The sequence below is a fragment of the Streptomyces sp. SGAir0957 genome, from assembly GCF_043523415.1.
The window spans coordinates 7,920,378-7,934,457 of sequence record NZ_CP027293.1; the positions used below are offsets into that span (position 1 = coordinate 7,920,378).

General features: G+C 71.7%; 13 protein-coding genes. 5 read left to right on the top strand and 8 right to left on the bottom strand.

Features of this window, described 5'->3' with window-relative positions; all coding sequences use genetic code 11:
* Nucleotides 1-5: 5 nt before the first annotated feature.
* From C1N81_RS41275 to C1N81_RS41285, 3 genes are read right to left on the bottom strand one after another with little or no spacing between them, the layout of a single operon-like run.
* A complete protein-coding gene (locus tag C1N81_RS41275; protein ID WP_394436570.1) occupies nucleotides 6-842 on the bottom strand; it encodes a carbohydrate ABC transporter permease in 837 nt (278 codons plus the stop codon).
* Nucleotides 839-1,807, bottom strand: a complete 969-nt coding sequence (locus C1N81_RS41280; protein ID WP_394436571.1) for a carbohydrate ABC transporter permease — start codon at nucleotides 1,805-1,807, stop codon at nucleotides 839-841. The genes C1N81_RS41275 and C1N81_RS41280 overlap by 4 nt, the downstream gene beginning before the upstream one ends.
* The gene (locus tag C1N81_RS41285) at nucleotides 1,804-3,150 is read right to left on the bottom strand and encodes an ABC transporter substrate-binding protein (RefSeq protein ID WP_394436573.1); all 1,347 of its coding nucleotides are present in this window, start codon (nucleotides 3,148-3,150) and stop codon (nucleotides 1,804-1,806) included. Before C1N81_RS41285 ends, C1N81_RS41280 begins: the two co-directional genes overlap by 4 nt.
* 203 nt (nucleotides 3,151-3,353) lie before the next feature.
* Between C1N81_RS41285 and C1N81_RS41290 the strand changes: the two genes are divergently transcribed.
* From C1N81_RS41290 to C1N81_RS41310, 5 genes are all read left to right on the top strand, one after another.
* Nucleotides 3,354-4,421 (top strand): LacI family DNA-binding transcriptional regulator, encoded by a 1,068-nt coding sequence (locus C1N81_RS41290; RefSeq protein ID WP_394436574.1) that lies wholly within the window; start codon nucleotides 3,354-3,356, stop codon nucleotides 4,419-4,421.
* A 107-nt stretch (nucleotides 4,422-4,528) separates the two neighbouring features.
* A complete protein-coding gene (locus C1N81_RS41295) occupies nucleotides 4,529-5,269 on the top strand; it encodes a VOC family protein (RefSeq protein ID WP_394436575.1) in 741 nt (246 codons plus the stop codon).
* Nucleotides 5,270-5,404: 135 nt separating this feature from the next.
* A complete protein-coding gene (locus tag C1N81_RS41300) occupies nucleotides 5,405-6,625 on the top strand; it encodes a sialidase family protein (RefSeq protein WP_394436577.1) in 1,221 nt (406 codons plus the stop codon).
* 211 nt (nucleotides 6,626-6,836) lie between these two features.
* A complete protein-coding gene (locus C1N81_RS41305) occupies nucleotides 6,837-7,598 on the top strand; it encodes an alpha/beta fold hydrolase (RefSeq protein ID WP_394436578.1) in 762 nt (253 codons plus the stop codon).
* A complete protein-coding gene (locus tag C1N81_RS41310; protein WP_394436579.1) occupies nucleotides 7,595-8,128 on the top strand; it encodes a hypothetical protein in 534 nt (177 codons plus the stop codon). Before C1N81_RS41305 ends, C1N81_RS41310 begins: the two co-directional genes overlap by 4 nt.
* A gap of 96 nt (nucleotides 8,129-8,224) precedes the next feature.
* Here the strand turns inward: C1N81_RS41310 and C1N81_RS41315 are convergent, their stop codons facing one another.
* The 5 genes from C1N81_RS41315 to C1N81_RS41335 form a co-directional block, all read right to left on the bottom strand.
* A complete protein-coding gene (locus tag C1N81_RS41315; protein WP_394436580.1) occupies nucleotides 8,225-10,399 on the bottom strand; it encodes a hypothetical protein in 2,175 nt (724 codons plus the stop codon).
* Between the two features lie 125 nt (nucleotides 10,400-10,524).
* Nucleotides 10,525-11,148, bottom strand: a complete 624-nt coding sequence (locus C1N81_RS41320; protein WP_394436581.1) for a TOPRIM nucleotidyl transferase/hydrolase domain-containing protein — start codon at nucleotides 11,146-11,148, stop codon at nucleotides 10,525-10,527.
* A 17-nt stretch (nucleotides 11,149-11,165) separates the two neighbouring features.
* On the bottom strand, nucleotides 11,166-11,696 hold the full coding sequence (locus tag C1N81_RS41325) for a GNAT family N-acetyltransferase (RefSeq protein ID WP_394436582.1): 531 nt from the start codon (nucleotides 11,694-11,696) through the stop codon (nucleotides 11,166-11,168).
* Nucleotides 11,697-11,818: 122 nt separating this feature from the next.
* Complete coding sequence (locus tag C1N81_RS41330; protein WP_394436583.1) at nucleotides 11,819-12,706, bottom strand: geranyl diphosphate 2-C-methyltransferase; 888 nt, start codon at nucleotides 12,704-12,706, stop codon at nucleotides 11,819-11,821.
* Nucleotides 12,707-12,722: 16 nt separating this feature from the next.
* Entirely contained in the window at nucleotides 12,723-14,021 is a 1,299-nt protein-coding gene (locus C1N81_RS41335) for a family 2 encapsulin nanocompartment cargo protein terpene cyclase (protein WP_394436584.1), read from the bottom strand.
* Nucleotides 14,022-14,080 lie beyond the last annotated feature (59 nt).

A 14,080-nucleotide genomic window follows, 5' to 3' on the forward strand; every position in this document is an offset into this window, starting at 1 on the left:
GTGTCTCAGCCCTTCAGTCCGGAGGTGGCCATGCCCTGCACCAGGTAGCGCTGGAAGACGAAGAAGAAGAGCACGATCGGCAGCACGGAGATCACCGACATGGCGAACATGGGCCCGTACGCCGACGTGCTGGACTGGTCGACGAAGCTGCGCAGCGCGAGGGTGATGGTGAACTTCTCGGGGGCGAACAGATAGATCATCTGCGTGAAGAAGTCGTTCCACGTCCAGATGAAGGTGAAGATCGCGGTGGTGATCAGCGCGGGCCGGCTCAGCGGCAGCGTGATCGACCAGTAGGTGCGGAAGGCGCCGCAGCCGTCGATACGCGCGGACTCCTCCAGTTCGCGGGGGAGTCCGCGCATGAACTGGACGATGAGGAAGACGAAGAACGCCTCGGTGGCGAGGAACTTCGGCAGGATGAGCGGCCAGTAGGTGTCCACCAGGCCGAGCCGGTTGAAGATGATGTACTGCGGGATCAGGACGACGTGGTGCGGCAGCATCAGCGTCGCCACCATGAACGCGAACATGCCCGAGCGCATCCGGAATCGGAGCCGGGCGAACGCGTAGGCCGCGAGCGAGCAGGACAGCACGTTGCCGACGACGGCGCCGACCGCGATGACCAGTGTGTTGCTCAGCAGACGTGTGACGGAGACGCCGGAGACACCGTCCAGAGCGGTGGTGTAGTTGGACCACTCGAGGTGGCTGGGCCACAGGTCGAGGCTGGTCACCACCTCGTCGGCGGGTTTGAGCGACGTGGCGAGGAGCCAGGCCAGCGGGTACAGGAGGAGGAGCAGGGCCACGGCCGCGATCGTGTGTGGCAGCCGGCGCCGGGTGGCGGTGTTCATCGCCCCTCCTCGTCCGCGTAGAAGACCCAGGACCGGGACGTCCTGAAGAGAATCAGGGTGATGACGCCGACCGCGATCAGCAGCATCCAGGCCATCGCCGCCGCGTAGCCCATGTGGGAGGCGGTGAAGCCGCGCTCGTAGAGGTAGAGCGTGTAGAAGAGCGTCGAGTCGGCGGGGCCGCCGTCGCCGCCGCTGATCGCGAAGGCGGGGGTGAAGACCTGGAAGGACTGGATCATCTCCAGGACCAGGTTGAAGAAGACGACGGGGGACAGCATCGGAACGGTGATGGAGAGGAACTGGCGCCAGCGGCCCGCGCCGTCGAGTGCGGCAGCCTCGTACAGGTCGGGCGAGATCTGCTGGAGCCCCGCCAGGAAGATGACCATCGGCGCGCCGAACTGCCACACCGTGAGCAGCACGACCGCGTACACGGCCAGGTCCGGGTCACCGATCCAGCCGCCGGTGTGGATGCCGACCGCGTCCAGGACGTGCGCGACGGAGCCGCCGTCGTTGAACAGGGCCCGCCACACCAGCGCGATCGTCATGCTGGCGCCGAGCAGCGAGGGCGCGTAGAAGGCGGAGCGGTAGAAGGCGCGGCCCCGGCCGAGGTTGCGCAACAGCATGGCGACGCCGAGCGCGAAGGCGAGCTTCAGCGGTACGGCGATGACGACGTACAGCAGGGTCGTGCCCACCGACCGCCAGTAGCGCGGGTCCTCGGTCAGCATCTCCGTGTAGTTGCGCAGGCCGATCCAGTGCGGTGGGTCGAACAGGTTGTAGTCCGTGAACGACAGGTAGAGCGAGACGGCCATCGGGATCAGCGTCAGGACCAGTGCGCCGATCATCCAGGGGGAGAGGAACACGTAGGCGGGCCATTGCCGTTCGCGCCGTGGGCGACGCCCTCCCGCCGGTTTCCGTGGCTCGGTGGTCTCGTGCGCGCGCGGTGGCGCGCCGGTCGTGGCTGTGCTCATGACCGCAGCTCCCGGTGGGCCTCGTCGATGAGTTCGCGTGCCGCCCGACGCGGGGTGGTCTGCTCGAACATGACGCGCTGGTACGCGCGCCCGAAGGCGATCTGGAGGGGGACGTCACCGCGGGGCGGTGCGGTGGGCGGCGCATCGAGGCCGTACTTCTCCATCTTCTGCGCGTAGTCGTAGATCTCGCGTTCCGCCCCTTCGAGCGTCGCGGCGACGCGGGCGGCGATCGTGCGGTTCGGCGGGGTGGAGCGGGTGAAGCCGAGGATGTCGCCCGCGCGCGTGTCGTTGAGGAGGAAGTCGACCAGGGCGACGGCCTCCTTCGGGTGGGCGCTGTGCGCCCCGACGCCGAGCAGCATGGAGGGTTTGAAGTAGGCACCCTGGCGGCCGCCGGTGGTGGGGACCGGCGCGTAGTGGACCTGGTCGCCGAGGAGGGCGGGGTAGCCGGGGAAGGGGGCGTCCCAGGTGAAGTCGGCGGCGGCGAGGCCGCGGCCCATCGGGCTGGTCTCGGTGGACTTGGCCTGCGTGGAGTCCCTGGCGGCGGCGACGAGACCCTGCCTGCGCAGCCGGTCGCAGAACGTCCAGAACTCGGTCAGGTCGTCCTCGGTGAAACCGAGCCGGGTCTGGCTGGCGTAGAGGCGTCCGCCGCGGCCGCGCAGCCAGTCCTCGAAGACGTCCTCGTTGCCGCCGCCGTCGTTGCAGCCGGTGTAGGGGCGGCCGTCGGGGGAGCGCAGGCCGAGCGCGACGATCCGCCGGTGGGCGTCCGTCCAGTCCTGCCAGGTCCAACCCGGCTCGGGCGTGGGGACACCCGCCTTCCCATAGATGGCGGCGTCGTAGGCGTAACCCGTGATCCCGCGCCCCATCGGCACGGCGTACTGCCCGCCCTCGTAGCTCCCGGTGCGCAGGAAGGTCTTGTCCATGTCCGCGGTCCGGACGCGCTGCTCCCTGACGGCGTCGTCGAGGCGGAGCAGGGCGCCGCCGCCCGCGTACTGCGAGATCTGCCGGTAGTCGAGTTGCGCGACATCGGGGATGCCGCCGCCCGCCGCCTGCGTCGCGAGCTTCTGCTTGTACGCGCCGAACTCGGCGTTGGAGGTGCGGACGGTGACGCCGGGATGCTCCTTCTCGAAGAGGCGGACCGCCTTCTCGGTGCGCGCGGCCCGGTCGTCGTTGCCCCACCACGTGAACGTGAGGGAGATCCCGCCGCCCGAGCCGCCGCTCGCGGTGGAGCACCCGGTGAGCGCGGTGGCCAGGGCGGTGCCGAGGACGGTCCTGCGGGCCAGGGGAGCGGATGGACCCGGCGGAGCGGATGGACCCGGCGGAGCGGATGGGGGGTGCGGAGACATGCGGTCCTCCCGGAAGGTTCGGACAGGCGCGCCCTGCGTGCACGGCAGCAAGCGCTTGCCGTGGACTGTGGTTCCAACGTTGTAACTTCCGTGTGTCCACGGGGTCAACCCTTCGGCGCCGCCCAGTCCGCATCCACCGCCCGCTGGCCCGCGCTGCTCGAAAGTGCATAATCGATGGGCAACTTGACCAAGGGGGTCGTTCCATGACAGCCGTGACACTCAAAGACGTGGCGATACGGGCGGGCGTCTCCATCAAGACCGTGTCCAACGTTGTACGCGACGCGCCCAAGGTGTCACCGGCCACCCGGGAACGGGTCCTGCGCGCCGTCCGCGAACTCGGCTACCGGCCCAACCCCTCGGCCCGCAGACTGCGCACCGGCCGCAGCGGCCTGATCGCGCTCGCCGTCCCGGACCTGACCACACCGTACTTCGCCGAACTCGCGCACCATATCCGCGCGGAGGCCACCGCCCTCGGCCTCACCGTGCTCATCGAGGAGACCCTCGGCGACCCGGCGGAGGAGCTGCGCCTCGCCACCGGTGTGGGCGCCTCGCTGCTCGACGGGGTGATCCTGTCGCCGCTGCACGTCTCCACGACCGAACTCGCGCCCGTCGCCGACGCGTTTCCGCTCGTCCTGCTCGGCGAGCGCGGCTACCAGCGCGACCATGTCGTCGCCGACCACGTCCTCATAGACAACGTCGCGGCGGCACGGGACGTCACCGCACACCTCGTCGGCCTGGGGCGCACACGTGTCGCCGCGATCGGCGCGGACGTGAAGGCGTCGGCCACCAGCCGGCAGCGCCTGGAAGGGTTCCAACTCGCCCTGCACGACGCCGGGTTACCGTTCGACCCGCGGCTCGCGCCCGCCATCGGGGAGTTCGACCGGGCCAACGGCCTGCTCGCGATGCGCACCCTGCTGGGTCTCCCTCCGGAGCTGCGCCCGGACGCCGTCTTCTGCTTCAGCGACCTGCTGGCCGTCGGCGCGCAGCGGGCGGTCCACGAAGCGGGCCTGAGCGTGCCCGGTGACATCGCGCTCGCGGGTATCGACGGTTCCGAGGAGGCCCTCTACGCCACCCCGTCCCTGACGACGCTCGTCCCCGACAAGGGCGCCATCGCGGCCCTCGCCGTGAAGTGCCTGGCGGCCCGCATCCGGGCGAGCGAACCGCTGCCGTTCGAGGTGCACGTGGCGCCGCACTGGCTGGACGTCCGCGAGTCGACGGCGGCGGCGCGGCAGCCGCTGTCGCTGCCGCTGCCTCTGCCGCTCAAGCCGTGACGCACAGGCCCTCGTGAGGAGCGGGCGCCGGGCCGGCCGCGGCAAGTCGATCTCTCTTCGGTGACGCCACCTGTCGGGGCCCGCGCCGGATGCGTAGGGTCACCGCCATGGCATTGCGACCTGTGAACGTGAACATCAAGGCCCTGGACGACGCCGTGGTCGGCGGCTTCTGGGCGGCGGCGCTCGGCTGGGGCGTGTCCAGCGAGGCCCCCGGCGTCACCAACGTCGAACCCGGCGACGGCTTCGTGTGGCCGGACGCGTCCGCCGTCTGCGTCGACGTCGTCACCGTCCCGGAACCGAAGTCGGCCACCAAGAACCGGGTGCACCTCGACCTCGCCACCACCTCGCGGGCGCACCAGGCGGAGCTGGTCGCCCGCCTGCGCGCGCTCGGCGCGACCCCCGTCGACGTAGGACAGGGCGACGTGCCCTGGGTGGTCCTCGCCGACCCGGAGGGCAACGAGTTCTGCGTGCTCGAACCGCGCGACATGTACCGCGACACCGGTCCGATCGCCGCGATCGTGATCGACTGTGTGGACCCGCGCGCCATGGCCGGGTTCTGGGACGCCGCCACGGACTGGACCCTGCACGACGTCGACGACGACCACGCGAGGCTGCGCTCCGCCAAGGGCGTCGGCCCCTACGTCGAGTTCCTCCGCCAGGGCCCGAAGACGGTGCCGGACCGCGTCCACATCGACCTGCTGCCGTACGCGGGCGACGACCAGGAGGCGGAGGTGGTGCGCCTGCGCGGGCTGGGCGCCACGGACCTGGACCTCGGCCAGGGCGACGTCTCCTGGAAGTGCCTCAGCGACCCCGACGGCCACGAGTTCTGTGTGCTCGGCCGGGGCTGAGATCCGGTAGTCGGGACACTGTTTCTCCCTGCGGCGCTGTGCGGCATGGGGCCTCTCATGCCGCACAGCACCGCCTCTTGACGCCTCTTCACCCACTGAGTACAACGATGTAAATCGTTCACCGGAGGAGGCTCCATGCAGCCGCAGTCGCCCGTGCGCCCGCTCGAACCGGTCCCCCAAGTCCCCCGGCGAAGAGCGGCCCTCACCGCCGTGGTGCTCCTCGGGCTGCTCGTCTCGCTGCTCGGCGCCGTCCAGTCCGGCACCGCCGACGCGGCCACCGGCACCAAGCTGCGCGACGGCACCGGCCTCTACCCGCGCGCCATCCGCCTCGAACACAGCGGATCGGCCAACGGGCGGGTCCTCGCCTCCGTCGTCACCTTCTCCGGGAACAACGGCCTCGGCGCCGTCCACGAGTCCACCGACGGCGGCCGCACCTTCCGCCAGGTCGGCACGGTCACCGACCCGGAGGCGGCGGGCGGTCAGGGGCTGTGCTGCTCCACCCTCTTCGAACTCCCGCGCCAGATCGGGAACCTGCCCGCGGGCACCCTGCTCTGGGCGGCCTCGGTCGGTCAGGACGAACCCGGCCGCCGGATGGCCCTGCGCGTCTTCAAGAGCTCGGACACCGGCCGCACCTGGAGCCACCTCTCCACCGTGGCGACCGCGGGCAACGAGAAGGGCCTGTGGGAACCGGAGTTCTCCGTCGACGCCGCGGGCGAACTCGTCGCCCACTACTCCGACGAGACCGACGCCGCGCACAGCCAGAAACTCATGGCCGCCCGCACCACGAACGGCGTGAACTGGTCCGGCCACCACGCCACCATCGCCAGCAACCTCGCCTCCGACCGGCCCGGCATGGCCGTCGTACGGCGCCTGGCCAACGGCACGTACTTCATGACGTACGAGATCTGCGCCGCGGCCGGGCAGTACGTGTGCGTCGTGCACTACCGCACCTCCGCCGACGGCTGGAACTGGGGCGATCCCGCCCACCTCGGCTACCGCCCCGAGACCGGTGACGGCAAGTACTTCAAGCACGCGCCGACCGTGGCCTGGGCGCCCCTGAGCGGCTCCGCCACCGGCCGCCTCTTCCTGATCGGCCAGGTCATGCACAACAAGGACGACTCGGTCGCGGCGGGCAGCGGGCGCACCGTGTGGGTCAACGACAACGGGGGAGCGGGCGCCTGGCGGGAGATCGCCGCGCCCGTCGCCGTGTCCTCGACCACCGTCGACTACTGCCCCAACTACAGTTCGGCGCTGCTCCCTTCGGCCGACGGCCGCAGTCTCCTGGAGATCGCCACCGACTACGACGGGACGGTCTGCAAGCCCTACTACGCCACCGGCTCGGTGCCCTCCGCGTAACGCGGCCCGGCTGTCGCCGCCCCGCGCCCACGGTGGGGTCGCGGGGCGGAACCGATTACTTGTGGACTGCACGGGCAACCGGTCGCCATGACCCCGGCCCTGACCACCGCAGACCGCCCGCCCCCCGTTTGCCATGTCCGGGGAGTGGTAGTTCCCCGCACCCGGCGGGGCCGCCACGGCCACGGGCCGCGCACAAGGTAAGGGTGGGCCGATGGATCTGACGAAAAGGGGCGGGTTCTTCACCCGCGCGTTCGGTGCGCCCCCGCGCGAGGGCGAACCGGCCGTGGTGCTCGTCCACGGACTGGGGCTCTCGGGCCGCTACTTCGTTCCGCTCGCCCGGCGGCTCGCCGCACAAGGAGCGAGCGTCCTCGTGCCCGACCTGCCCGGCAACGCGCGCTCGCGGGGCGCCGCCTCCCGCGCGCCGGACATCGCGGAGCACGCCCGCGCCCTCGCGCACTGGCACCGACGGCTCGGCCTCGGCCCGGTCGTGCTGGTCGCCAACTCCGTCGGCTGCCAGGTCACCGCGGCCCTGGCCGCCGAGCACCCGGACATGGTGAGCCGGCTCGTCCTGGTCGGCCCGGCGCTCGACCCCGCCGTGCCGGCCTGGCGCCAGTGCGCGCTCCTTGTCCGGGACGCCCCCCGCGAACCGCTGCGCCTGTTCGGGCTCGCGGTCTTCGACTACCTGGTCACCGGGCTGCTGCGGTGTGCCGCCGAGTACCGGCACGCGTTGCGGGACGCGGCCGGGTCCTTCGAGGCGCATCTGGCGCGGGTCCAGGTCCCTGCCCTCGTCGTCCGCGGGGAGGGCGACCCCCTCGCGTCCCCGCCCTGGACGCGCCGGATCGCGTCCCTCGTCGCCGACGGCCGCACCGCCGAGATCCCCGGCGCCGCCCACGCCGCCCACTACAGCGCGCCCGACGCCATGGCGACGCTGGTCCAGAAGTTCATCGCGGACGGCCCCGGAGGACCCGCATGATGTCGACGCCCCTGCGCGACCGGTCCCGTTCGTCCAAGGAGCCGAAGAAGTTCGCGCCCTTGCTGCGCCTGCTGCCGGGCATCTCGCCCGAGCGCCGCGGCTACGTCCTCGCCTGGTACGGGTTCACGCTCACCTTCGGCGGGATGCGGCTGCTCACCTGGCTCATCCACATCGACGTGGGCGGCTTCGGCGACGTCAGCGCGGGCGGGGTCCACCTGCACCACTACGTGTGGGGCATCCTGCTCCTGATGATCGTCGGCGCGACCGCGCTGTCCGAGAGTTCGCCGCGCGCCCGGGCCTGGCTCGGCCTCGCCTACGGGGTGGGGATGGCCCTCGTCATCGACGAGGCGGCCCTCCTGATCAGCCTGGAGGACGTGTACTGGGACACCGAGGGCGGGCTCAGCATCGCCATCGCGATCGCGGTGATCGCCGTGGTGGGCACCGTCCTGGCCGTCACACGGGGACGGCGCGCGTCCCGCGCGGACGAGGCAGCGAAGGAGGAGCAGGAGCGGGAGCAGGAGCAGCAGTAGGGCAAGAAAAAGGGCGAGGAAAGCGAAGAGGCTTGTTTCAGAGAGTGATGTGAGAAGGAAGCCCCTTCATGGCCTCGCCACGGGCAACGCTAACACTCACGCCGGTATCAGGTCGCGCAGATTTCCGAGGGTGATGACGCGGGAGTCCGGGTGCAGCCCCTCGGGCCGCTCCAGACCGATGTACGTGACCGGCTCGTCCGGCACCGGCGCACCGCTCTCCCACACATGCACGGTCGTCGCCTCGTCGGACATCAGGTCGGCGAGGTAGGCCACCGTCAGCTGGTCGCGCTCCACGACGGCGCGCACCACCTTCGACACCGACGCCTGGTTCTCCTCGACCTGGTTGCCCGACGAGATGCCCCGCAGGTACAGGTGCAGCCACTTGGCGCGCCACCGTCCGTCGTCGCCGCGCCGGAACACCAGCGGCAGCGCCACCCGGCCCGTCCCGCGCAGCTCCGACTTCATCCGCACCGTCCGCGGCTCGAACGGGCGGCCCTTCCGCGCGCCGTCCCGCACCATGAACCCGAAGAACGACTCCTCGACCTCGTCGAAGCCCTCGCCCGCGTAGATGTCGACCTGAGGAGCGATGAAGGGGCTGCGCACACGGTCCAGGGACAGGTCGATGAACTCCGAGGCGCCGTCGGGCGCTTCGGTGATGTCGCCCGAGTGCCGGCCGCCGACGGTCCTGAGCGACGTGTACGAGAGCCAGGTGTCGGTGCTGTAGTCGCCGCGCAGGAGCAGCGCGGAGAGGTCGTAGTCGGTCCGCTTCCCCGCCTCCTTCCAGTACACGAAGAAGCGCAGGTGGTCGCCGTCGACCCGGGAGACCGAGCCGCGCGGCAGGACGCCGAGCCCGGCCGCGGTCGCTTTGCCGCTGAGCGGGAGCGCCACGTCGAGGACGTCGGGGTCGAGCAGCAGCCGTCGCGGTGCCGGGAGCCTGCGGCGCACTTCGGCGTCGAGCGCCGCGATCAGCCGGTCGCGGTCGGCGGCGGGCAGCGGCGGCCGGGCGTCCGGGGCCACCCAGGCGCGGCCGCGGCCGTTGACGAAGATGCGGGGTTCGCCGGTCTCCCGCTGCCGGTTGTGCAGGTGCTCGCGCACCGAGAGAACGACCCGGCCGGAGACGCCGGGGGCGGCGCGCACCGCGGCGGCCACCACCGCGTCCCGCTCCTCCTGGCCATCCGCGACGCGCAGCAGGTGGTCGAGGGCGCGGAACAGCCGGCCCGGAGCGGAATCGAGGAGCTTGACCGCCCCGAGCACGTCGGTCGCGCCGAGCAGCGCCTCGACACGGCTGCCGAAGGTGGGTGCCTCCTTCTCGCCCCGCGCGACGGCGAACACGTCGGCGGCGTGCGGCCAACGCGGGTACTCGTGCGGGTGCAGCCGCTCTCCGAGCCGCTTGAAGGGCTCACGGTGGGCGTGCACGTCGGCGAGTTTCGCCGGGTTCGCCGCGATCACGGCGTCGAGCCCCGCGAGCAGCGCGCGGCGCACCGGCCGCGGCAGCGTACGGAACCGGGTCGGCTCCCGGAGGGTCACGTCGCCGCCCGACAGGGCACAGGCGAGGCGCAGTACGTCGGTGACGGTGTCGAGGAGGAGTCCGGCGCCCACGCCGAGGCGGGCCACGTTGACGACCGCCCGGTTCTCGCGGACCGGGATCGTCTCCGGCTGCGGGCCGAGGGCGCACCGCGCGGCGAGCACGGCGAGGTCGCGCAGGTCGTCCTCGCCGAGCGGGGTGACACTGCCCGCCAACGCCAGGTACAGCTCGGTGAGTTCGTCCTCAAGGTCCCCGCCGAGGTGCAGGACGGTGACCCGGTCGCCCGCCGCCGCGATCAGCTCGTCGTGCCGGGCGACCATCTCCTCGTACGTGTGCCGGTAGCGGCCGTACGCGGGGAGGCTGAGCAGATCGAGCGTGTGGCGGGCCAGCTGCGCGAGGACCCTCTCTCGTGCGTTCTCGTCCCCGAGGGCCTCGGCCACACAGCGCGTCCAGAACTCCTCGGTGTCCGGCACATGCGCGGGGAAGTCGATGAAGTATGTGTTGTGCCGCACGTGGTCGCCCACCATCTCGGCGACGGTGCGCAGGGTCCGCCTGGCCGTGTGCAGGACCGCGGCCTCGGAGAGACCGGAGAGCCGGTGCAGCAGCTCGGCCGAGAGCTTGAAGCCGACCGAGGTCAGCGCCGCGTCGAACTGCCGCGCGGCGACGGCCCCTTGGCCGGCGGACCCGGCGGGGGCGGGAAGACGGTGGGTGTGCCGGACGACCAGCGATTCGAGACTCTGCGCCATGCGGGCAGGATCGCAGAGGCGGGCGGGGCGCCGCATGTGAGTTGTTTGCGCAGGAGTAGGTGTGCCGGGATGTGTGTCGTGCGGTGTCTCAGGTGTGCCGCGGTGTGTGTCGGTCGGCCGGCGTCTCAGGTGTGCAGGTGGGCGAGGAGGTCGTCGAGCGGCGGCGGCACCTGGTCAGGGGCGAGGGCCTCCACGAGGAGACGGCCGTAACGGATCTTGCGGCCCTTCTTCGTGCCGAGGAAGCGCCGGGCCTGCTGATGCACGGACCGGCCGAGCTGCGCGGGCTGGCGGCGGAACGTCTGCCAGGCCCGGAAGTCGCCCTCGGCGCGGAAGATGTCCTCGACCGTCGCGGTGCCGAGGGCGCGGAGCAACTCGTCCTCCAGATCGGCGGCGCACACCTGGATCGCGTCGGGCCGCGCTTGTGCCCGCGCGAGGCCGCGCTCGTAGAAACCCTTCTCGTTCTCGTCGCAGAGCCCGGTCAGCCGCAGACCGAGGCCGGCCGGGCCGAGGAGACCGGCGTACCGGCCGACGCTCATGGCGCCGCCCATCGCCACGACGCACACCCCTTCGGCGGCGAGGTCCCTGTCCCGCGCCGCGGCCAGTGCCTCCACCGCCGCGAGGTCGCTGAGCCCTTCGAGCAGTACGGCGGTGCGCACGCCGACTTCCTCGGCGAGACGGCGCGCGGGCTCCCCGGGGCCGCCCGCCGCCCAGCGGGTCACCGCGTCCTGGAACGCCCTCATGTCCACCATGACGTGAGTCTGCCCGTTCAGGCGACTCTCCGCGACAGCACCTGGCCGGGCCAGGTCCCGACCGTGAACCGCTCGGTCGGGGTGAACCCGTTGCGCTCGTAGAACGCGACCAGTTCGCCCCCGCCGCCCGCCCAGCAGTCCACCCGGAGCAGCTCCACACCCGCGCGCCGGGTCTCCCGCGCGGCATGGGTCAGCAGGGCGGCCCCGATGCCCAGACCGGCCCGCCGGCGGTCGGTGACCAGCAGCCGGACGTACCGTTCGGGCTCGTCGGCGGGGGTGATCGGCATCTGCGGACTGGGCCCGGAATCGAGGACGACGGCGCCGGCGATCCGCCCGTCCCACTCCGCGATGAACGGGGTGTGCACGCTCATGTACCCCTCGACCCGCGCGACCCCGCCGGGCTTTCGCGAGTACGGCGTCGTGCCCCATTGCTCGGTGTTGCCACGGGCGTTCATCCAGGCGACGGCACCGTCGAGCATGTCAAGGACGGCGGGTGCGTCGGCCAGGGTGCCCGGTCGTATGCGGAGGTCGTGCGCGCTGTCGTTCACGGCGGCAGCCTATGCGGCGCGCCGGCGGGGCGGAGATCCAGAGGTGAGGGTCCACGCCGGGAACGGGAGACGCCGACGGGGAGGGCCCGGCGATCCGGACCCTCCCCGTCGGCGTCGAGCGGTCAGACGCGGTCGGCGGCGATCAGTACGTACTGGAAGGAGCCGTCCTGATACGAGTTGATGAACGCGTCCTCGATCCCCGTGACCAGCGAGGAAGTGGCCCGCAGCTCCCAGTAGGGCAACGTGTCGGGCGTGAGGTCGATGACCGCCTGCGGCACGAGGCGGTTGTCGGCCATCGCCCGCAGGTACTCACGGCGCGAGTGGATGTTGCACTCGAAGTGCGCGTTGATCTGCGACACCCACTTCGACGGCTGCCCGTACCGCGGGTTCCAGCAGCCGGTGATGGTCACGTAGCGGCCGCCGACCGACAGGACGCGCGAGTGCTCCGCCATCAGGTCGTGCAGATCGACGTACATGCTCGACTCGTTGTTCCACGAACCGGCCGCCTGCCCGGTCTCGAAGGGCATGTCGAGCATGTTGCACACGCGGGCCCGCACATGGTCCTCGATGCCCAGCTCGGCGGCGCGGCCGTTGGCGAAGTCGGCCTGCTTGGCCGAGAGGGTGACTCCTTCGACCTTGCACCCGAAGCGCTGGTGCGCCATCACCATCGAGCCGCCGCGGCCGCAGCCGGCGTCCACCACGGTGTCACCGCGGCCGATGTCGCCGAGGTGCCGCAACAGGACCTCGGCCTGCGCCGACTCCAGGCGGTGCAGCTCGGCGATCAGCTTCTGCTCGCTGTCCTTGTCACGGCCGTCGCCGAGCGCGGAGCGGTCGACCTCGCCGATGCCGTAGTGGTGGTGGTACAGACCGTCGACATCGCCGAGCCGCAGGTTCACCGGCCGGGCCTCGCCGTCCCAGTACCGGGCGATGTCCCCCTGGTAGGGCGTGGCGGGGCCGGGGACGAGGTGGGGGACGCCGGTGGCGGGGGCGGTGAGTTCGGTGCTGGTCACAGATGGTTCCAATCTCTTACCAGAAGTCGGGCAGGCTGTAGCGGTAGGTGTTGTTCTGGTGCCAGTGGTGATTGCCGTCGACCCACGCGGCGACGCCGCGCAGGAAACGATGGACGTGCGGTTCGGGGCAGGCCGCGGCCAGGGCCGCCGCCTCGTTCTCGAAGTCGTGCATGAGGTCGTTGTGGACCTCGACCGCCTTCAGGTAGGCGTCCCGCTCGGAGAGGTCCTCGCGCCGCGCGAGCACGACCGGCAGGTTCAGGTGCAGACCGGGTGCGTCGAGCTCCTTGGTGTACGAGTACAGGTCGTTGACGATGGTCGTGGCGTTGCCCGCGAGGGCGATGACCCGCTGCATCTCGGGCCGGGCGTGCAGATCCGCGGGCAGTTCGTAGCCGCCGACGGTGTCGGTGATGGTGGGGCAGGGGCGGAAGTTGTTGAACTGGCGCATCGCCAGGTACTCCCACACCTCCGGCACACGCTCCTCCTGCGCCCAGGCGGCCTCGGCGAGATAGCCCAAGTGCAGACGGGCCATGTCGTGCCGGTACCGGTCGGCCTGGGAGGGGCTGGCCGCCCGTACGAAGTACTCCATGGCGGAGCGGTAGGCGCGCCGCGGCGCGTCCGAGTGCAGCGACTGCGCCCACTGCGGGTGGTACTCGGCCGTCGTGTGCAGCGGGTCGAGGGCGGTGTGCGCGAGGAGGAGGCGCTCGCCGAGGCCGACGGGCGAGCCGCCGTGGTCCTCGCAGTAGCAGTCGTCCACCGCGTTCTCGGCCACCATCAGGCGCGTGGCGAGCATGACGTGGTCGACGCTGGGCGCGTCGGGGTGGCAGCCGACCATGTAGCTGCCCACCGAGAACCCGTCGAACTCCTCCTCCCAGTCGTCCGGGTACAGGGAGACCTCGTCCATCGCCCAGGACTTGATGCGCCGGCCGACCTCCTCGACGCGCACCGGATCGGGGTCGGGCACCGGGTGGTGGTACAGGCCCGGGACCGCCGGCCCCGACCCGGCGGACGGCGCGGGCAGCGGAGCCGCCGGGGGCTCCACCGCCTCCGGCGGGCACGGCGCCTCCTCCCGGGGGCTCAGCCGCAGACCTGCCGTGCCGAGTCCGCTGGGCCCGCGCAGGAGCCGCGCCACGTCGATCGGCGGAGCCGGCGTCTCGACCACCGTGGTCTGCGCGGGCGGCGCTGCCGGGGCGCCGCCGCCCAGGAAGGCGCTGATGTCGCGGGCGTGCGAAGCCGCGTCGGCGAGTACGCGCGCCCCGAAGCCCGCGGCGGCCTCCGGCACGGTCGACTGAGGCGGGGTGAGCTCAGGCGGGGGCATCCATGACTCCTCGGGAACTCCTCGGTGGGGTGAGTGCCTGTCGTTTCACGCGCCGGACC